Origin of the sequence: Flavobacterium sp. HJSW_4 (assembly GCF_042436695.1) — a bacterium.
In the GTDB taxonomy this organism is placed as follows: domain Bacteria; phylum Bacteroidota; class Bacteroidia; order Flavobacteriales; family Flavobacteriaceae; genus Flavobacterium.
This window is the reverse complement of sequence record NZ_JBHNPP010000013.1, coordinates 23872-44561: the sequence shown is the minus strand read 5'-3', so window position 1 is coordinate 44561 and position 20690 is coordinate 23872. Positions and strand designations below refer to the sequence as shown.

General features: G+C 34.1%; 14 protein-coding genes. 2 read left to right on the top strand and 12 right to left on the bottom strand.

What is annotated here, in order from left to right:
- Window positions 1–85: 85 nt before the first annotated feature.
- The 5 genes from ACE01P_RS13700 to ACE01P_RS13680 form a co-directional block, all read right to left on the bottom strand.
- A complete protein-coding gene (locus ACE01P_RS13700; protein WP_379698740.1) occupies window positions 86–1204 on the bottom strand; it encodes a putative glycoside hydrolase in 1119 nt (372 codons plus the stop codon).
- On the bottom strand, window positions 1179–2252 hold the full coding sequence (locus ACE01P_RS13695) for a carbohydrate-binding family 9-like protein (protein WP_379698738.1): 1074 nt from the start codon (window positions 2250–2252) through the stop codon (window positions 1179–1181). The genes ACE01P_RS13700 and ACE01P_RS13695 overlap by 26 nt, the downstream gene beginning before the upstream one ends.
- Before the next feature lie 7 nt (window positions 2253–2259).
- Window positions 2260–3225, bottom strand: coding sequence for a glycosidase (locus ACE01P_RS13690; protein WP_379698736.1), 966 nt, complete (start codon window positions 3223–3225; stop codon window positions 2260–2262).
- 309 nt (window positions 3226–3534) lie between these two features.
- Window positions 3535–5412: a sodium:solute symporter family protein gene (locus tag ACE01P_RS13685; protein WP_379698734.1), complete on the bottom strand. Its 1878-nt coding sequence runs from the start codon at window positions 5410–5412 to the stop codon at window positions 3535–3537.
- Between the two features lie 22 nt (window positions 5413–5434).
- Window positions 5435–7675: a GH92 family glycosyl hydrolase gene (locus ACE01P_RS13680; protein WP_379698732.1), complete on the bottom strand. Its 2241-nt coding sequence runs from the start codon at window positions 7673–7675 to the stop codon at window positions 5435–5437.
- 130 nt (window positions 7676–7805) lie between these two features.
- Between ACE01P_RS13680 and ACE01P_RS13675 the strand changes: the two genes are divergently transcribed.
- The gene (locus ACE01P_RS13675; RefSeq protein ID WP_379698730.1) at window positions 7806–8864 is read left to right on the top strand and encodes a sensor histidine kinase; all 1059 of its coding nucleotides are present in this window, start codon (window positions 7806–7808) and stop codon (window positions 8862–8864) included.
- A gap of 70 nt (window positions 8865–8934) precedes the next feature.
- Window positions 8935–9648: a LytR/AlgR family response regulator transcription factor gene (locus tag ACE01P_RS13670; protein ID WP_379698728.1), complete on the top strand. Its 714-nt coding sequence runs from the start codon at window positions 8935–8937 to the stop codon at window positions 9646–9648.
- 251 nt (window positions 9649–9899) lie between these two features.
- On the opposite strand, the gene nagB is transcribed toward ACE01P_RS13670, so the two are convergent.
- From nagB to ACE01P_RS13635, 7 genes are all read right to left on the bottom strand, one after another.
- A complete protein-coding gene (nagB, locus tag ACE01P_RS13665) occupies window positions 9900–11813 on the bottom strand; it encodes a glucosamine-6-phosphate deaminase (protein ID WP_379698726.1) in 1914 nt (637 codons plus the stop codon).
- A gap of 138 nt (window positions 11814–11951) precedes the next feature.
- Window positions 11952–14045 carry an alpha-L-fucosidase gene (locus ACE01P_RS13660; protein ID WP_379698724.1) on the bottom strand — a complete coding sequence of 698 codons (2094 nt, stop codon included), beginning with the start codon at window positions 14043–14045 and terminating at the stop codon, window positions 11952–11954.
- An 86-nt stretch (window positions 14046–14131) separates the two neighbouring features.
- The gene (locus ACE01P_RS13655) at window positions 14132–14776 is read right to left on the bottom strand and encodes a Pr6Pr family membrane protein (protein ID WP_379698722.1); all 645 of its coding nucleotides are present in this window, start codon (window positions 14774–14776) and stop codon (window positions 14132–14134) included.
- 50 nt (window positions 14777–14826) lie between these two features.
- Window positions 14827–15384 carry a YdeI family protein gene (locus ACE01P_RS13650; RefSeq protein ID WP_379698720.1) on the bottom strand — a complete coding sequence of 186 codons (558 nt, stop codon included), beginning with the start codon at window positions 15382–15384 and terminating at the stop codon, window positions 14827–14829.
- A 356-nt stretch (window positions 15385–15740) separates the two neighbouring features.
- On the bottom strand, window positions 15741–16607 hold the full coding sequence (locus ACE01P_RS13645; protein ID WP_379698718.1) for a hypothetical protein: 867 nt from the start codon (window positions 16605–16607) through the stop codon (window positions 15741–15743).
- Between the two features lie 235 nt (window positions 16608–16842).
- Window positions 16843–18054, bottom strand: a complete 1212-nt coding sequence (locus ACE01P_RS13640; protein ID WP_379698716.1) for a DUF4272 domain-containing protein — start codon at window positions 18052–18054, stop codon at window positions 16843–16845.
- 199 nt (window positions 18055–18253) lie between these two features.
- Window positions 18254–20653: a sugar-binding domain-containing protein gene (locus ACE01P_RS13635; protein ID WP_379698714.1), complete on the bottom strand. Its 2400-nt coding sequence runs from the start codon at window positions 20651–20653 to the stop codon at window positions 18254–18256.
- Window positions 20654–20690 lie beyond the last annotated feature (37 nt).

The window sequence follows — 20690 nt, the reverse complement described above, 5'->3', positions numbered from 1 at the left end:
TTTTGGTTTTAATTCAACTTTCAGAAACAGCTGTTCTTATGTTGCTAAATTAATCAGTAATAATTTTTAATCCCAGTAAAATCTACTACAACGTTGATTTTACCTCCTTAATCGTCTTTAAATTACTATCTGATAAAGCATTTCCGTCAAAAAATGAAACTCCAGTTGCGCCATTTTTCTTAGCTAATAAAATTGCTTCCTTCAATTCTGCATCCGATTTTAAACCTGGAATGTAAATTCCTGTATTTACTTTCGTTGGTTTTCCTTCTAAATCTGCTACGCCTTGTTTTGTTGCGTAACCCACCCAGTCAATTTCTTCATCATAAAAACTATGATAAATCATTGGATATACTTCGTCAATATTCCATTTGTCCCAACGCTGACGCACCATGTGATCTGCCATTTCTGGATAAGGAAACACTGCTGCCGTTAATTTTTTATTGTGTTTATGAGCAATTTTATACGCATCGTCAACCACCGCTTTTACTGCATTTAATCTGAAATTTTTCCATTCCATATCAATTGAAGTATTGTGGCTTTGTTTTGGATTTTTGTGATGTTCTTTTTCGAATTTGCTAACGCAAGCATCACAATAACAAAAATCAAATTGTGGCAATTCTACATCTTGAACTAAGTTGTATTTTGGCAACAAACTGATTGGCAAGAAAATATCTGGGAAACGAATGTAATCTAAATGTACACTTTCAATTCCTTCTACTTTTGCTAAACCTTCAACTAAACCTAAAACGTGATTTCTAGATTCTTCTTTAGTTGGACAAAGCCATTGGTAATAATCTACATACGGACGGTTATCAAAACAAGATTTTCCTTCTTTGCTTACTTGATACCAATCTGGATGCTGTAAAGCAACTGAATCATTTGGGCGGTTCATAGCCATAATCCAAGCATGAACTTTTAGTCCTTCTTTTTTTGCAAGCGGAACTAATCTTGCTAATAGTTTTGGATCGGTTTGCGTGTTAATTAAAACTTCGTCAATACCGCCGTCTTTGTATTTTTTGAATTCTTTCGAATAATCTGCATCCGATTTTTTTGCATCAGCAGTTGTCCAAACACCAAAAGTGAATTTTCCGTTTTCTTCTGCTTTAGCGTCTTTTTGTCCGCACGAGAATAAACTCAGCGAAAGCGCAAGAACTACAATCTTTGAAAAGTTCTGTAATTTACTCGTTCGTAATAATTTTACCATCTTCTTTAATTATTAAGGTTTTGTTTGAAAAAGGACTCTTTACCAAGATATTAAATCCTGATGAATGATTTTCTAAAACTGGTTTTAAAGTCTTTCCATCCACCACTATATTTTTTTTACTGATACTTTGCAATGATTTTGCCCAAGATTTATTTTTTTCGAAATATCTTTTTTGAGCGCGATATAAAGTATACAGTTCCCATTTTACCTTTTCTTCCTGCGGAATTGTAAAAGTATCCTGTCCTCCTATTTCTTTGGATGAGAAGTATACATAAGCCCATTTTTCGGGCTCATGCATATTTATCACTCCCATAGGCGACCAAACCCAATTGTATTCTGGGAGAAATTTTCCTTCTTTATCTTTTTTACGTTCATATTTTCCGTCAACAATATCATGCTGCCAATTCACTCTAGAGAAATTGACTTTCCAAAATTTATCTTTCGGAACAATATCATCGAAATATGATGTTTTATAAACCGACCACGGAATTGCAATTTCTAATGTCCAGCCTTTATCAATATCTGAAGCATTATTTAAAGTTCCGTCGATCTTTACAGCCGATTTTAAACCTGTGATATTCCAATCGTTTAAAACCGTATTTTTTTCTCTGTAAGGTTTATTGATGAATAAATCCCAAGCGGTGTTTAACGCATTTATTTCCAATTCATAATAATTGTGTGTATCATTATCTGGATCAATAAAAACCTCAAAATCATTATTATAAAAAATAATCGTATCACGTTGTCTTAGATTTGCCCAAACGTGAGGCTCTTCTATTTTTGCTAGGATATAGTAGTAATTATCGTCCCACAGCATTTTGACTTGAGTATTGTATTTTGGTCTTTCAACGCCTTCTATGTCGACAAAAGGTGTTGTCCAATCTGCTTTTTCCCAAGCTTTATCTGCTCCGTCTCCGTCAATAACAATTTCTTTTGAAGTTTTATACGCAATATAACTTTTAGGGCTGACCTCCTTTTCAGATTGCGCATAACCCATCAAACCAACAAAAAAAACGGCTAGGGACAATAATTTACTTCTACTATGCATCTTTATATTATAAACTATTTTCTTTTGTAAACTGAATTACTTCACTTAATTTCCCGAAAGCGATTGCTACGTGAGTATCAGCCGCACCGTAATAAACTGCTAATTTATCTTCTTCTGTATCGTGTAAAGCAGCACAAGGGAAAACTACGTTTGGAACGTCTCCAACCATTTCATAAGTCTCAGCAGGCCCTAATAAATAAGGTTGTGTTCTGTATTTTACTTGATCTGGCGAATCAACATCTAAAAGTGCAGATCCCATTGCGTAACGGAAACCGTTGCAAGTATTGATAACTCCGTGGTAAATCATTAACCATCCTTCGTTAGTTAAAATTGGGATTGGCCCTGCTCCAACTTTTGTACATTGCCAAGCACTTTGCTCAAACGGAGATGGTTTCATAACCAATCTGTGCTCTCCCCAATATTTCATGTCTGGGCTGTAGCTGATCCAGATATCTCCAAATGGCGTGTGTCCATTATCACTTGGACGGCTTAACATAGCGTATTTACCGTTAATTTTTTGCGGGAATAAAACTCCGTTTCTGTTGAATGGTAAAAAGGCATTTTCACATTGGAAAAATTCTTTAAAATCGAAAGTATAACCAATTCCGATAGTTGGTCCGTTGTAACCATTACACCAAGTGATCCAGTAACGGTCTTCGATCCAAACCACACGAGGGTCATATTTATAAGCAGATTCGATCATTTCTGTATTACCAGATTTCATCTCGATTGGTTCGTGGTTGATGTCCCAATTGATACCATCTTTACTGAAACCAGCAAAAATATTCATTTGAACCGCTTTGTTATCACATCTGAAAACCCCAGCATATCCGTCTCCAAAAGGTACAACTGCACTATTGAATATACTGTTTGAAGAAGGAATCGAATATCTGTCGATAATTGGATTCTCAGAATATCTCCACATTACATCTTTACTGTTTTCGGGTCTGTCTTGCCAAGGAATAGTACTCATTTTGTTTGTTTTTTATAATTAGTTTTTTTGTTTGTTTTTTTGTTTTTAAACACATAGAAACATAGTTTTTTGGAACGCGTAAAAGGTATTTCACTTTTAATAAATAACATAGCGTTATGGCCAATCTTGTGTTCCAATACGTTCCCATAGTTGAAACTATGGACTATGTTCAAGCTCTATGTGTTAGAAACTAGTTTCTTTCTTTTTCCTTTTTTAAGCAAAAGAAAATCTATGTTTCTATGTGTTTAATTTTATTCTCAATTCAAGAAATCTTTCTTCTTACTTCCTAAAATCTTTCTAGTCTAAAATCTACTCTTCAATCTTCCTAACTCTATCCAACCAAGTAAATTTCAACACTGTAGTTGTTACTAAGAAAACTACTAATGCCACTCCTGCTTTTGGATAATCTCTGATAATGAAGTAAATCGGAAGCAAAATCATACTTGACTGCCAAATAATTCCGATAACGCAATTCATCATATCTAAATAGAAATCATTATTTTTTTGGAAAGATTGATCTTCTGCTTTTAATTCTTTATAAACTGGATTCCAGAATCCCCAAGGTCTTACGTTTGAATAGAAAGATTTTAAAACTTCCATATCTGTTGGCTTGCTTAAGTAAGTTCCTAAAAGACACCCTAAAATTGACATTCCGAAAATTAATGGGAATAAGTAAATTGAAGGCACTTGAGAAAGATCATGCAAGAATGTTCCAGCCGTTAAATTTGCTTTATTTTGATCTAAAACAAATTGAAGAGAAGCTGCGATTAATCCGCCGACCATTCCCCAGAAATAACCCCATCCGTTGAAACGCCACCAAATCCATTTTAAGAAGTTGGCTGCAACGTAACCACCGTAAAGCGCACTTGTAATCCAAAGTGTTAATGAGTTGATAGAATCTGCGAAGAATCCCATGAAAACTCCAAGACCAACAACTAAGAAAGAAGAAATCTGACTTACTTTAATATAATGTTTGTTTGAAGCAACTGGTTTAAAATATTTTTTATAAATATCATTTACAATATACGCTGGACCTGCATTTACAAAAGCTGAAAATCCAGACATGAAAGCGGCTAATAAACCTGCTAGAAGAATACCTTTAATTCCAACTGGGATATAAAGATTCACCACTTTTGGCATCAATAATTCTAAATCTGCGCCTGTTAAATTTACGTTTGCATTTAATTCTGGAGCTAAGTTCACTAAAGCAATAACCACAATTCCTGTAATTAGTAAATATCTAGGGATGAATAAAATCAAGTTCGTGAAACCACTCATGTAAGCCGCTTCTTTAACCGATTTTGTAGAAAGAACTCTTTGTAAATCGTAACTTGGAGTTGGTCCAGCCACACTCGCAAAGAATCCTTTGAAAAGCGTCATTCCGATGAAAGCGCCAAACATTTTGTAACCTTCTGTATCAATTAATCTGTTGAATGTTTCGAATTTATCGCTCCATTGCGTTTCAAATTCCCATCCAAAGAAAACATTTTTCCATTCTGGCGTGATAACCGAATTGATTTGAATATCAGTATAATTAATGAATGCATAACCAGCGATTAAAACTCCGGCAACAATCATAATAATATATTGTACAACCTCTGTCGCAACAACAGAAAACATTCCTCCTTTAACGGTATAAATGGTAGTTAAGAAAATGATTAACAAAGCATAAGCCTGTTCTGAAGTTAAGAAAACTCCGCCATTCATATGAACTGTCAAATCCCAAGGAAGAATAATGGTTACAAATTTTCCAATTCCAACGAAGAAATATGCGATGAAACCAATAGTAGAAATGATTGCAAAAATCGCCACAATAATATGTGAAGCTTTCCCTGCTTTATCACTTCCAAAACGAGTCAGAATCCATTCAGAACCAGTCATTACTTTCGATCTTCTGATCCAGACTGCGAGGAACATCATGACGAAAATCTGATTCCAAATTGGCCAAAGCCACATAAACATGAAACTTTTTACACCATATAAAAATAAAACTCCAATCATCCAGGAAGTTCCTGAAACATCAAACATTCCTGAGCCATTGCTCAATCCTAAAAAATACCATTTGATTGATTTTCCGCCAAGGAAATAATCATCTAGTCCTTTTGATGCTTTTCTTGAAATCCAAATTCCTATACCAACCGAGAGTACGATATAGATTAAAATGATTGATACGTCTATTATATTCATTAAATTATTTATTTTGAGTTAGTTAGTTCAGTCCCCAGTTTTTGTTTGGTTGCGCTCCCATTACAAAATGTAATACGCCTCCTTTTAGCATTTCTTGGTGAGAAATAGCTGTTTTATTAAATGCTTTTCCGTTTAAAGTAACCGATTGGATATAGAAATTCTTCTCTGAAACATTCTCTGCTTCAATTACAAAGGTTTTTCCGTTTGGAAGATTTAATGTTGATTTTTCGAAAATCGGACTTCCAATTTCGTACTCTCCAGAAGCTGGATTCATTGGGTATAATCCCATTGAACTGAATACGTACCAAGCCGACATTTGTCCGCAATCTTCGTTTCCACTAAGACCGTTTGCTGTTGTATTGTATTGCGTGTCCAAAATATGACGAACCCAATATTGCGTTCTCCAAGGCTGACCTGCATGATTAAACATGTAAGCAATATGGTGACTTGGCTCGTTTCCGTGCGCATATTGTCCGATAAGACCAGAAATATCTGCCGAAACATTGTTTCCTGTAATCTCAGAACTCTCTGTAAATAATTGTTCTAAACGTTTTGTAAAAATGTTGTTTCCGCCGTGAAGCTTAATAAAATTGTCTACATTATGAGGTACAAACCAGCTGTGCTGCCAAGCATTTCCTTCTGTATAATCGGTATGTTCTCTGTGGTTAGAGTGTTTTGGATCGAAAGGCTCATTCCAAGATTTTCCATCTTCCGATTTTCCTCTCATGAAACCTGATTTCGCATCAAATAAATATTCGTAAGCTTTTGCGCGTTTAGAGAAAAACTCATAATCTGCTTGTTTTCCTAAAGCTTTCGCCATTTGCGCAACGCACCAATCATCATAAGCATATTCTAAAGTGATGGTAACTGACTCATCTAATAAATTATAAGGAATGTATCCGTATTTTTTGTAGAAATTCAATCCGCGTTCGTCTTGCATCATAGTTGCCTTCATCGCTTCAAAAGCTTTTTCAGCATCAAAACCTTTAATGCCTTTTAAATAAGCATCAACAATAACTGGAATCGAATGATATCCTGTCATTGTATTGGTTTCGTTAGCGTATAATGTCCAAACCGGAAGTATTTTTTTAGTTTCGTAATACGCTAACATTGAGTTAACCATATCAGAAACTCTATTCGGATCTAAAATAGTAAGTAACGGATTTTCAGCTCTAAAGGTATCCCAAAGAGATAAAGTAGAATAGGCTGTATAATTTTTTGAAGTAACAATTTTATCATCTTCCGTTCTAAATTGTCCGTTTTTATCGCTGTATGTTACAGGCGCAACTTGAGCGTGATATAAAGCGGTGTAGAAAATAGTTTTTAAAGAATCAACTGGAGTTTCAACTGTAATTTTGCTTAAAACTTTATTCCAATCTGAAGAAGCTGTTGTTTTTACTTTTTCAAATGTTGCATTTTCTCCATCCAGATTATCTTTCGCATTAGCGATACTAACAGAAGAAAGCGCCACTTTTACGCCTAATTCTTTAGAGTCTTTAGAATCGAAGAATAATTGAAGAGCAGTATTTTCACCTTCTGCACTCTTCGCTGCAACTACTTTTTTATCAGCCGTAATAATAGATTCTGTAATTGGTTTAGAAAACTTTGCTACAAAAAATACTTTTTGATTTTTTGCCCAACCTGTGCTAAAACGATAACCGCTAATCGTGTTTTCATCTTCAACTGTAATGGCTGTCTTTGTTGCTTTGTCCCAATTAATAGCAAAACCTAAATCGACAACAACAGATTGTTTGTCGTTATTATTATAGGTATACTTATGGTATGCGGTTCTTTGTGTAGAAGTTAATTCTACATTGATTTTAGGATCTTCAAGAAAAACTTGGTAATAACCCGGTATTGCTTTTTCGTTAACATGACTATATTTTGATTTATACGGTAGGAAATCGCGTGATGCGGCTTTGGCGGTTAAGTCTAACTTCTTGTTTGTCGGCATAAATAAAATATCTGCCAGATCACCGATTCCTGTCCCGCTTAAATGTAAATGACTAAATCCAGAAACTATGGAGTCAGAATAATGATAGCCTGAGCACCAGTCCCAGCTAGAAATTCCATTATCTGGACTCACTTGCAGCATCCCAAACGGAACGGTCGCACCCGGATATGTATGTCCGTGCCCGCCTGTACCTATAAAAGGATCTACATAATTTGTTGCAAAACTTTGTTTATGTTGATTTTTATCTACATTTATTTTGCAACTTGCAGTAAAAATTACCGTCAGAGAAAGCAGAGTAATTTTCCTCATATCAAAACAATATTAATTTAACTTTAAATTTAGATAAATTCAACTTTTACCAAAATATTTTTAGACGGACGACATTTAAACAGCTCTAAACATCAAAAAATAGTAACAAACGACATTTTAATTTAACAATATGATTTTTAACTCAAGCAAACCTTACAGCTTACCTGTACGCTACCATGTTTACTTTTGGCTAACGTATTTTGTATTCAATACATTCCGTTGGGGAAGCTATTTTAACGATTACGGTTATTCCCTGAAAACCACATTATTAGGATTCCCAATTCACATGGCTTTGTGCTATTTGAATATTTTGGTTTTAATGCCGCATTTGGTTTACCGTAAAAAATACGTCCTATATATAATAGCAGTATTGTCTGCAATTTTCGGTATGGTTGTTTTAAAATTCAATCTGACTTATTTACTGATCACACACGACGTTTGGCCGGAAGGTCCGCAAACTATTAACACGCTCACACTCAACTATACTATAGATATGATGATGGGCGAATTGTATGTAATGACTTTCGTTACGGCAATTAAAGTCACTTTAGACTTCTTGAAAGAACAAAGACGTGTTACCGACTTGGAAAAATCTCAATTAGAAACCGAATTGCTGTTTTTGAAGTCGCAGATTTCTCCGCATTTTTTCTTTAATACCTTAAATAATATTTATTCGCTTTCTGTAGAAAAATCAAGCAAAACGCCAAAAATTGTTTTAAAGCTTTCTGAATTGATGCGCTACATGCTTTATGAAACAAAAGGCAAAAAACAGACTCTCGAAAATGAAATTATGTGCATTCAGAATTATTTGGATTTGGAAAGAATTAGAAACGGAGAACGTCTAGAAGTAGACATGTCAATTTCTGGAGATATTCACGATAAAGAAATTTCTCCTGTTTTGCTTTTGACTTTCGTCGAAAATGCTTTTAAGCACGGAGTGAACAAAAACACTGGAAATGTTCTAATTGACATCCGATTTAAAGTAAAGGGAGATTATTTATATTTCACGATTTCAAACCCAATGCCCGAATTTACCGTACATAAAGATAATTTTAACAAGTCAAGTGGTATAGGTATTGAAAACGTAAAAAAAAGACTCGAATTAGGATATAATAAAAGTGACTATAAGCTTTCATTTAAAAATAAAAAGAATATTTTTGTCGTTAAACTAGTTATAAAAGTCACCTAGCCTCTACTTTTAAAGATAACTACAACTATACTTACAAGAAACCACACACTGGCCAAAAATAACAGTACAAATGAAAATAAAGTGTTTAATTATCGATGATGAGCCATTGGCAATAAACGTTATTAAAAATTATATTGAACAGATTGAAGATTTAGAATTAATAAATACCTTCAGTAATTCTATTGAAGGATTAAATTTCTTGAAAAACAATACTATTGATGTAATTTTTCTAGACATCAACATGCCTGTTTTGGACGGTATTAATTTTATTAAAAGTTTAGAAAATCCTCCTCTGCTTATTATCACAAGTGCATACGACCAGTTTGCGATTGAAACTTACGAGCTTGACGTTTTAGATTACTTGGTAAAACCAATTGAGTTTCCGAGATTAATGAAAGCGGTAAATAAAATCAACAAACGCCTTAATAACACCAGCAAAGTTCCGCAGGAAAACAGTAAAGAGAATCCTTTTATTTTCGTTAAAATCGACAAGAAAAAAATGAAAAAGATTTTCTTGAACGAAATTCTAGTTATTGAAAGCTTGAAAGATTATTTAAAAATCAGCACAACTTCTGGAAAGTTTATCATTCACAGCACTTTATCTGATTTTACGAGTTTATTGCCTGAAAGAGATTTTATCAGAATCCACAGATCATACACGATTGCGATTGACAAAATTGATGCAGTTGAAGGAAATAGCATTGAAATTGAAGGACTTCGCTACGTTATCGGAAGATCTTATATCGACGAAGTAAAACAGAAAATCTTAAATTCTTCTATTTAGTTTTTTTTAACCGCAAAGACGCAAGGTTTACGAAAAGTTCGCAAAGTTTATTTACAAAGCTTTGCGAACTTTTTTTATTCTCAATTCTCAGAGAAAAAAAATCTTTGCGAACTTTGCGTAACCTTAGCGCCTTTGCGGTTAAATAATAAAAACGAAAATGCGGCCAACCACGACCGCATTTTCTCTCAATTATAGGTAACTAACCAAAATAAACCATGAAATAGTCTATTATCTTTATTGCTGCAAAACCACTAAAAGTGATATCTTTTAAAAGCTTCGATAGCCGAATAATCTGCTAAACCTAAGCTGTGATATTTTTCTGCAGTCAATCTATTTCTGTCTTCAACTCGAACCCAAAACTCTCTGCTATCATCACCTTGAAACATAACTCCGTCTTTTTGAGACTGGTGATAAAAAATAGCATGTCGTTTCTTTAAAACTTGGTCAGGACTCATTGGAACTGCCATGTCAATTTGGTACGATTCCCATTCATGCCATGCACCTCGGTACAGCCAAACCCAACAATCGTTCATAAAATCTTTGTGTTTTAATCTTTTCAAAGCTTCAAACAAACTATCTAAACACACTTTATGAGTTCCGTGCGGATCTGCTAAATCTCCAGCGGCATAAATTTGATGCGGTTTTATTCTTTCAATAATGTCACACATAATGTCGACATCTGCATCCGAAAGATTATTCTTTTTAACCGTTCCTGTTTCATAAAACGGAAGATCTAAAAAGTTTACGTTAGAATCTGGCAAACCAATGTAACGAGTCGCTCCATAAGATTCGCTTCTTCTAATTAATCCTTTTAATTTTCTAACTTCTGGCGAATCTATTTCTGTTCCAGTTCTGTTTGTAAGGAAATCAATTATTTCCTGAGAAACCCTAGAATCTGGATTCACCGCTTTCGAAATTTCTGCAAACTTCAAAGCTTCTTCGTTAGAAACCGCGATATTTCCAGAAGTTTGATATGCCACATGAACCTCGTGTCCTTGCTCTACCAAACGATCAAAAGTCCCTCCCATCGAAATCACATCATCATCTGGATGCGGACTGAAAATAATTACTCTTTTCTTCTCTGGCGTAGAACGTTCTGGTCTGTACGTATCGTCAGCATTTGGTTTTCCACCCGGCCAACCCGTAATGGTTTGCTGCATTTTATTAAACATCTTAATATTCAAATCGTATGCAGTTCCTTCTTCTGTCAAAAGACTCGACATTCCGTTGTCGTTATAATCTTTATCCGTCAGTTTCAGGAAAGGTTTCTTCGTTAACTCACTTAACCAAGCCACCGCTTTTAATTTTAATTCATCTGACCAAACACAAGATTTTACTAGCCAAGGCGTTTTAACTCGTGTCAATTCAGACGAAGCTTCTGTATCTAGAACAAATGTTGTGTTGTTATGCTCTTGCAAATACGTAGCTGGAACGTGCGAAGAAACTTCTCCTTCGATTGTCTTTTTTATAATGCCTGCTTTACTGATTCCCCAGCCAAGCAAAACGATTCTTTTTGCATTTCTTACGGTTCCAATTCCCATTGTAATGGCTTTTCTCGGAACATTATCAATCCCTAAAAAAGAAGAAGCCGCATCGACACGCGTGATATGATCCAAAGTAATACTTCTGGTTCCCGAATTAACGTGAGAACCTGGCTCATTAAACCCGATGTGTCCTGTTCTACCAATTCCTAAAAGCTGAAAATCTAAACCTCCATAAGAGATAATTTTCATCTCGTAATCGATACAATATTGTTGTAATTCCTCGGCACTCACCTGCCCATCTGGAATATTGATATTTTTCGGAAGAATATTGACATGATTGAATAAATGCTCGTGCATAAAATGATAATAACTCTGAATATCATTTTTATCCATCGGATAATATTCATCTAAGTTGAAGGTCACAACGTTTTCAAAACTTAGACCTTCTTCTTTGTGCATTCTAACCAATTCTTCGTAAACCTTAATTGGCGAAGAACCTGTAGCTAAACCTAAAACGCAAGGTTCGTTTAACTCATTTTTTCTCTGAATTAAATTGGCAATTTCTCGCGCAACAAGTGAAGAAGCTTCTTGCGACGATTCGAAAATAACATTGTGGATTTTCTCAAAACGAGTTTCTTCAAATTTCCCTGCTTCTCTAAAACCTATATCTTCTTTTATCATTTGCCTTGTCATTTAATTTCTAAGATAAAAGTAGAATTAAATAATCCGTTCCTGTTAAAAATTCGACTAATAACGACTGCGCTTCGGCAAAAGACAAAATAAGAATGTTAAGCTATTTTTAAAGGTTCTAAAAAGCAATTATTCTACAACTCCAATTTCGGCAATCGAAACAGTTTGCCCTTTTCCTACAGCAGCTGTGGCAACAAATCTTAAAAATCTTGCTTTTACTGCAGTAAAACTCTTAATTTGTTCAATTGGGTTATGTTTGATATTTGAGAATTCTCCCTCCGATTGTTTCGTCCAAGTAATATTGTCTTCGCTAGTGTAGAATTCATAATTCGAAATCAAATTCAAATTATTTCCAACTTGCTGTGGCGTGTATGTAAAGCCTTTTACTTCTCTTTCTTCGCCCATATCAATAGTTACAGTTTGAGGCAATTTATTTTCATTATTTCCAAATCCCCAATCCGTATTAGCGTCTCCATCAATAATTCGCTCAACCGATTTATCATCTCCGCTTGAAACCGCAATCACTTTCCATTTTTCTTTAGAAACACCATATTTAGCCGTTTTTACAGCACTATTGATTTTCTCTTTCGTATTTCTCGAAATGGCTTTAATTTCTACCGCTTTATTATACACAAATGGAGCTTTGTACAAAATACTTTTCTCTGAAGGATTTTTTCCGTCAAGCGAATAATAAACAGCATTTCCATCTTCCGATTTAATCGAAACCAAACCATTTTTATCACGAAGAATTTGAGGTTCTTTAACGAAAGTTGGCGCATTATACGCTTCAATTGTACTGATTACAAATCCAGCTTTCGCATCTAAAATATTCACTCGAATTGCAGAAGCCGTAACGCGATCTAAACGTAGAATTCTTTTGTAACCAATTGTCGTTTCATTGGCAATCGTTTTCCATTGTCCATTTACGTTTGCTTCAACCGAAAAAGCTTTTACGCGTTGCCCGAGCTTAATATATTCCTGAAGCAAAATTCTATTGATTGCCGTTGGTTTTTTAAACGTAAATTCTATTGTAGCTTGTTTGACTTTATCGTCTGTTGCCCAATACGTATCTTTATTTCCGTCAATTACATTTTGTGGCCCAAAATTAGAATCTGTCGCTCTTATGTTTGAAGCCTGAACTTTTGTTCCTTTTAATAATTCTGTTTTAAAATCGGCTTTAATTGTAGCAACCAATTCTTTCAATCTTGCTTCATCATTCTCATGAACCAAACCACGTCTGTCAACCGGAAGATTTAATAACAAAGTAGCATTTCTTCCAATCGATTCGTAATAAATATCGACCATTTCGTCAAGCGAACGAACTTTATCATCTTCAACTGAATGATAAAACCATCCTGGTCTAATTGAAACATCGGCTTCGCCAGGAACCCATTTTTCTCCATCTTCATGTCCAGACATAAATTCGCTATAATGTACTTTTCCAGCCAATTCATCTTTCTGACGTAATAAAGACCAATTGGTTTTTCCGGCGCGTCCTTCTTCATTTCCAATCCATCTTGCTTCTGAAGGACCAACTCCCCAAACCAAAGTTTTTGGCGCGATATCGTAAATTAATTTATAAGTTTCGTCCCAATTGTAATATGTAAGTGTATTGATTTTTCTAGTTTCGTTTGCACCACCATAATAACCATCACCTCCGTTTGCACCATCAAACCACATTTCGAAAACATCTCCGTAATTCGTCAACAATTCTTTCAACTGATTTCTAAAATACGTTACATATTCAGGTTTTCCATATTGCGGATGATTTCTGTCCCAAGGCGAAAGATATAAACCTAACTTTAAATCGTATTCTTTACAAGCCGCAGCCAATTCTTTAACCAAATCGCCTTTTCCATTTTCCCAAGGAGAATTTTTCACAGAACGTTCTGTATACGCAGAAGGCCATAAACAGAAACCGTCATGATGTTTAGCAACCAAAATAATTCCTTTCATTCCAGCTTCTTTCACCACGCGCGCCCATTGACGAACGTCTAATTGAGACGGATTAAAAAGTTCTGGAGATTCGTCTCCGTAACCCCATTCTTTATTGGTAAAAGTATTTAATGAAAAGTGCACAAAAGCGTAGAATTCCATTTCCTGCCAATCGATTTGTTTCTGTGTCGGAAGCGGTCCAAAAGGCTTTGGCGCATTCGCGAATTCCTGACTCGAAGCATTAGAAATTACACCAAAAAGGCATAGGGAAAGTAATAGTTTTTTCATTGCTAATCTGCTTTAAAATGGCCTATAATGCATAAATGTACTATAAATTGAAATCCATCAGACAGAATTTCGACCAACAACAGGTTTTAAAGCGTTTTGGTTCTGATTTTAGAAATAGAAATTAAAATCACCGATAAAACCACAAAAGCGATTAAAACAAATACGCCATTTATGATAGCAGTTTCAAAACCTAATTTAGTTACATCAATAAAAGGATACGGATAAAAGTTGGTCAAAATTCCGTGAAATAAAGTATAAATGATATAAATAATCGGATAAACTAGCCAAAATAAAATTACCTTATAAGAGATTCTTTCGGGGCTAACAAAAAACAGCCAATAAAAGAAAAATAAAGTTGGAACAACGGTATGAAATATCTCGCTCACAATAAGATGATGTCCTTTCAAATCAATGAGCGAACGAAGAAGCAAATTGAAAACGATTCCAACAATCAGAATATAAACTGTTATGGCAGTGAGCGTTGTACATTTTCTGAAAAATGTATTTATTTTAGATTTTCTTCCGAAAAATAAGATCGCTCCACAAATGAAAACTATACTATTGGTTAAAATTGTAAAGAAGCTAAAAAAGCGTACTGCAGCACTGAAAAAAGTAAATTCAGAACCTTTTAGCAGTAAATAAAATTGTACAGGCAAAGCGTATAATTCGAGAGCAAAAATAATACCCAGCAAAATTTCCCCTTTTATTGTTGTGGTATTTTCTATTTTCATAGTGTACTAGTAAGTCAGTTCACTAAAATGCGCATTTTTATTCGATTTTGCTACATAACTCTCTTTTGCTTTTCGCTTTCCACGATTGTTTTTTCAAGTCTTGACAACTGTGTTTTTTCTTGTTTGGCACTCATAATCCAATGAATCATGACTTTTTTATAAGATGGCGCTTGTTTTTCAAAAAACTCCCAAGCTATTTTGTTGCTTTTAAATTCCTTTTCGTAAATTTCTAAAAGCGGAACAGGTTCTTTTTCATGCGAATAGATTTTCGATTTATTTTCTGTTCTAAAACTAAATGCTTTTAAACCAGCATCGGTCATTAAACCGGCTTTCGTTAAATCTTCCATTTTTTGGATATTGATCGCACTCCAAATACTAGAAGGTTTTCTAGGCGTAAAACGAATGGTATAACTCTCTTCATCAACTGATTTTCGAACACCATCAATCCAACCAAAACAAAGCGCTTGATCTACAGATTCTGGCCAGCTTATAGAAGTTTTTTTACTTGTAACTTTATAAAAGCCAACCAAAAGTTCTTTTTCTATTTGATGATTTTTCTCTAGCCATTTTCTAAAGTCAATAGGTTTTTCGAAAAAAGTTGGTGTCATTTTGTTTTTTTATAAATATAGAAAGAATCTCGCAAAGTCGCTAAGACGCAAAGTTTTTAAACCATATAAGTTATATAAGTTCAATTATTTTTTTTTAGATACAAACTTTGTCTTCATATTTCGCTCCGCTGGAGCTTACGCTGGGTGATATTTTTTTCTATAAATATATTGCTCTTCCAGAGCTGAAAATCTTTTTCTTTTATTCACTTTCTTCAAAAAAAGCTCCGTAGGAGCGTATATTTATAGAAAAATAAATTTATTAAAATTAAAGCCCCAGCGGGGCGACATACAAATATGTTTATGCGAGCTAAAGAAAACAAAAAATCCGCTTCTAAGTTGAAGCGGATTTTATTGTTTTATTTTATTCTTTTGTTTAATTCTTCAAGTATGTACAAATTTAACTCCATCGGTTTTTTGTTATTTGGCACTTCAAAATCTTCTGCCATTGCATTGTTTATCAATGCATATCCTTGATAGGCTTCATCATCATTAAAAAAGATGCTATTCCAATTATAACTCTTATCGAAATCTTTCATTTGCACTCCGTTTCCATAAAAATCTACAGGCAGGAAAACAGGGTTTAAAGACAGTACCTTTTTTTCCTCTTCTATTCCATTTTTTAAATACAAAATAGCATTTTCTAAAGCGTCTTTCGTTCTTTTCTTGATCTGGTCTTTATTTTCAGATGCCTGTGCTTTAGTTCTCCATAAATTACTTGATTTCTTGGTAAAATCATAATCAGAATCTAATGTAAAATCATCTTTAACAAACTTAAATCTATGATTCATGTTATCAGCAAGCTGTTTCAAATAAGAGTCTTCTTTATTTACTTTTTTAGGATTAGGATCTGATAAACTCAACTGATTATCTTTTAAATAATTTACTTTATAAGCAGGTTCTTGAGTTTTGTTTTTAGAATGAAATATTAATAAAGAGTCTTTTTCGCTATACTGCCATTTCCCTTCAATATAGCCGCCCTCGCCTTCTGTATGAAGCGAATAATAAGTATTATCGTCGTTTAAAACATAATAGCTGCCTTGAAAATTTTCATTCCCAAGATCATCAATCTCTTTGATTCCAATTTCTTGGTCATAATTTTCATTTTCATTATTTGGATTATAGACATTTCTAAAATCCCACTTTCCAACTAATTGAGATTTGATATCCGATTTTCCGCAAGAAATAAGCAACAAAGATGTAACAGCAAGTAGAGTTTTTTTCATGTAAAATTAGGGGTTAAAATAGATTAATTGTTTTTTGTAAGACTAGAATCGACTTCGTTTTCTTTTCTATGAAAGAGGTGCTAATATAAATTAATTTCAGAACAAAATCAGTTTCTTCTTAATAAGAAAAAATTAAACCATATAAGTCATTAAAGTTCAATTAAGGAAAACTTAAAATCACTTATATAACTTATATGGTTCAAAAAATTTTGCGAGCTATAAAACTATTTACTTATTAAGTATCGCAAGTAACATTATCCCAATCTTGATCCATGTAATGAATCAGCCAATTGAGCGCATATTGTCTTTCGTAAACAATTCCTGGATTAATATTTTCTATCTGTCTTCCATTAATTCTCTCGTCTACACAAGCCCAATTGTATCTGTAATACAAATCGGCTGCGTCTAAAATTTCTTTTTTAGAACGAACTTCATGAACTGCATTTATAAACTCAAACGGATCTTTGTCTTTTGCAACTGGATAATCTTCTGCACTGATGTTTCCAAGATCACAAAACTCGTTTGGAAAATCAAGCGTTTCTACTTTTTTCAAAGCCCACATCAGTACCCAGATTCCTTCGCATTTCCAAGTTTCATACATTTTTTTGTCTTCTGTCGGATTCGCTAAAAACTCTTTTTCGCCATCTGTTACAGATTCCCAAAGTTTATATTCCTGTAAATAATCAACTGCTTCTTCAGAAGAAATACTATTGAAGGCAACTAAATTCGTCACAGCCAAAACACTAACTCTTTCTGCAATTTCTCTTGCTGAACGAATCGTCGTTTCTCTTTCAGATTCAACACAAGGCAAATGTTTGTTGATTTTTATATTTTCTCTTTCAAGAATTGCTTCGTTTTTAGCTTTTCTTTCTATTTGATCTTCGTCTAATTCAGTCTGATTGTTATCAAAATATTCCGAATTGATATTGACTTTTAAATCGTCAATTTCACATTTTCCTTCTGTATCGATAATCAGATTTAAGTCTTTATCTAGAAAATGCTGTGATTCAGATTTACTAATAATAGTTTTCGGCTGCACAAATAAAACAGCATCAAATTCTTTGGCTAAATCAGCGATTATTGTATTTAATTCTTTTAATTCTCCTTTGTCTTCACGAATAGAAGATTCAGAATTCAACGTTTGTATTTTATGAAGAAATAATCCTTTTACCTTTTCATTTTCAGTCGGTAACGAATTAACAAATCCGTATAAACCTTTTAAATTGGCAGTTAATTCAGAATCATCTATTTCTGGAATTTGATAAGAAGGAACGGCTCTTTCTCTGTAGTATATAGTTACTTTTTTTGACGGACTTAAGATTCCGCCTTTCACTTCAAATTCGAGGTTTTCACCATTAGTAGAAAAAACGCCATTAGGAACATGAGAAAGAAATATTTGTTTGATTTTTTCCAGTCCTAAATGATGCGAATAAATTGTACAAATCATTTTTCGGCTTTTATATTATTTAAGGCTAATATAGGTTTAATTTTACAAAAGCCATAAAAACTTCAAAGCATAATATAAAAAATAAACCATATAAGCCATATAAGTTCAATTAAGTCAAAACTTAAAATTACTTACATCACTTATATGGTTCAAAAAACTTTGCGTCTTAGCTCGCGAAGTCATCGAGATTGCGAGCAATCTAATCTACTTTAACATCAATTATTGAAACTTGTAAGTTCCTAGCCGTCGCTTTCAGCTGAATCTTTTGTCTCTTCCCGTTTGATTGAATAATCACTACACATTTTCCATTAAAAAGTTTGCAAGAGTTCGCTTTAAACGACTTTAAATTGGCTTGATAACCATTATCAACCCCAACTAATTTTCCTCCGCCAGTAACTTCAAAATTAATTAAATCCATTGCGTCAGGAACTAAGTTTCCTTCTTTATCTGTCATAGAAACCGTTACGTAAACCAAATCGTAAGTGTCGTTTTTGATTTCGGTTTTATCTGCTTTCAAATCCAATTTAGAAGCTTCTCCAGCGGTGTGAATTTCTTTTTGCAGAACCACTTTTCCATTCTTTCTTGAAATCGCCTTTAACGTTCCAGGTTCGAACTTCACTTTCCAAGAAATATGCAAATCATCGTTTTGTTTTGATTTTTTTCCAAGAGATTTTCCGTTTAAGAATAATTCTACTTCATCAGCATTGTTGTAATATGCCCAAACGTTGATTTCTTGATCTTTTTTCCAGTTCCAATGCGGTAAAATATGTAGAACATTTTTATTCGACCATTCGCTTTGATACATATAGTACACATCTTTTGGAAGTCCCGCTAAATCTACAATTCCGAAATACGAACTTCTCGCAGGAAATGGATAAGGATCTGGTTCTCCGATATAATCGAATCCCGTCCAGATAAAAGTTCCCGCCATGAAATCCTGACTTTTGATGGTTTTCCAATTTTCCTCGTGCGTCGCGCCCCAATACGATTTCACCTGATCGTAAGCCGAAACCGTCCAATCTGCATTTCCATCAAATGGAGCTCCGTGTTTTACTGGCCAAGCTTTAATAACATCCGATTGATCGTAATGTCCGCGCGTTTCTAAAGCCGAAACACTTTCTGAAGCTAATATTTTTTGTCCTTTAAATTTAGTTGGAAAATCTTTATAATCTTCATGTTTGTAATTGAACCCTAAAAGATCTAAAGCTCCTGACTGATAAATGAAGTTTTTCTCTATTACATTTTCTGTCAAAGCAGAAGTTACTGGGCGAGTCACATCTAACGACTTTACAATTTTAGCTAATTCTTTTGTAATCGCAATTCCTGTACTGTCAAACTGTTCTCTGATTTCGTTACCAATACTCCACATCATAACCGATGGATGATTACGATCTCTTTTGATAAAATCTTCTAAATCCTGTTTGTGCCAAGCATCCCAATCTTTGTGGTAATCGTTGGTTACTTTTTTCTTCTTCCAAACATCAAAAGCTTCGTCCTGAACGATGAATCCCATTTCGTCGCACAATTGCATCATTTCTAAAGAATGAGGGTTGTGAGACATTCTAATAGCGTTTGCGCCCATTTCTTTCATCAAAGTCAGTTTTCTTCTAACAGCATGAATGTTTTCTACAGCTCCCAAAGCGCCATTATCGTGATGCAGACAAACTCCATAAATTTTGGTTGGAACACCATTTAACGAGAACCCTTTTTCTGAATCGAAATTGAAATATCTAAACCCAAGCGGTGTCTCGTAATTGTCAACTAGCACCGATTTCTCGTAAATTTTTGTAATTACTTTATACAAATACGGATTTTCTATATTCCATAATTGAGATTTTAGAACATCAAGATCATGCACCTTCGTTTCAAAAGTTTTAGCTCCAATTTTTTCTATAGAAATCTTATTCGCAACTTCCTTATTCTTAGCATCTAAAATTGAAGTGACCAATGTAAATTCTCTAGCGTTATCATTATCATTATCGATTGTAACTTCTAAATGTACTTTTGAATTCTTTGTCGAAACTTCTGGCGTAGTGACAAAAGTGCCCCACTTCCCAACATGTAATTTTTCAGTAGTCACCAATCTCACATTTCTGTAAATTCCAGAACCCGTATACCATCTTGAATTGGGCTGAGCATCATTATCAACTTTAACAGCAATAATATTGGCCTGTCCATAATTTAAATACGGAGACAAATCATAACCAAAAGAGATATAACCATTTGGGCGAACTCCCATTGATTTACCGTTTATGAAAACTTCGCTATTCTTAAAAACACCATCAAATTCAATTGAAACCGTTTTACTTTTCCAACTAGCAGGAATCGTAAAAACTTTGCGATACCATCCTATTCCCGCAGGCAGAAATCCTTGCGCTTGTTTGGTTTTAGCATCTTTATCGAAAGCTCCTTCAATACTCCAATCATGTGGCAATTGAAGCGTTCTCCAATCTGACACATTATAATTAGCATTTACTGCTTCAGGATAATCTCCTAATTTAAAGTTCCAGTTTTTGTTGAAATCTTCGACAATTCTGCCTTGTTTTTGTGCAAAAATTGATACTGAAAACAATAATGCAAGTGTAATTTTTTTAAACATATTTTTATTTTTTCTCTCGCAAAGTCGCAAAAACGCA

Coding starts and splice junctions, on each gene's coding strand:
- ACE01P_RS13700 (WP_379698740.1), bottom strand. CDS start 1,204: ATGGTAAAATTATTACGAACGAGTAAATTACAGAACTTTTCAAAGATT.
- ACE01P_RS13695 (WP_379698738.1), bottom strand. CDS start 2,252: ATGCATAGTAGAAGTAAATTATTGTCCCTAGCCGTTTTTTTTGTTGGT.
- ACE01P_RS13690 (WP_379698736.1), bottom strand. CDS start 3,225: ATGAGTACTATTCCTTGGCAAGACAGACCCGAAAACAGTAAAGATGTA.
- ACE01P_RS13685 (WP_379698734.1), bottom strand. CDS start 5,412: ATGAATATAATAGACGTATCAATCATTTTAATCTATATCGTACTCTCG.
- ACE01P_RS13680 (WP_379698732.1), bottom strand. CDS start 7,675: ATGAGGAAAATTACTCTGCTTTCTCTGACGGTAATTTTTACTGCAAGT.
- ACE01P_RS13675 (WP_379698730.1), top strand. CDS start 7,806: ATGATTTTTAACTCAAGCAAACCTTACAGCTTACCTGTACGCTACCAT.
- ACE01P_RS13670 (WP_379698728.1), top strand. CDS start 8,935: ATGAAAATAAAGTGTTTAATTATCGATGATGAGCCATTGGCAATAAAC.
- nagB (WP_379698726.1), bottom strand. CDS start 11,813: ATGATAAAAGAAGATATAGGTTTTAGAGAAGCAGGGAAATTTGAAGAA.
- ACE01P_RS13660 (WP_379698724.1), bottom strand. CDS start 14,045: ATGAAAAAACTATTACTTTCCCTATGCCTTTTTGGTGTAATTTCTAAT.
- ACE01P_RS13655 (WP_379698722.1), bottom strand. CDS start 14,776: ATGAAAATAGAAAATACCACAACAATAAAAGGGGAAATTTTGCTGGGT.
- ACE01P_RS13650 (WP_379698720.1), bottom strand. CDS start 15,384: ATGACACCAACTTTTTTCGAAAAACCTATTGACTTTAGAAAATGGCTA.
- ACE01P_RS13645 (WP_379698718.1), bottom strand. CDS start 16,607: ATGAAAAAAACTCTACTTGCTGTTACATCTTTGTTGCTTATTTCTTGC.
- ACE01P_RS13640 (WP_379698716.1), bottom strand. CDS start 18,054: ATGATTTGTACAATTTATTCGCATCATTTAGGACTGGAAAAAATCAAA.
- ACE01P_RS13635 (WP_379698714.1), bottom strand. CDS start 20,653: ATGTTTAAAAAAATTACACTTGCATTATTGTTTTCAGTATCAATTTTT.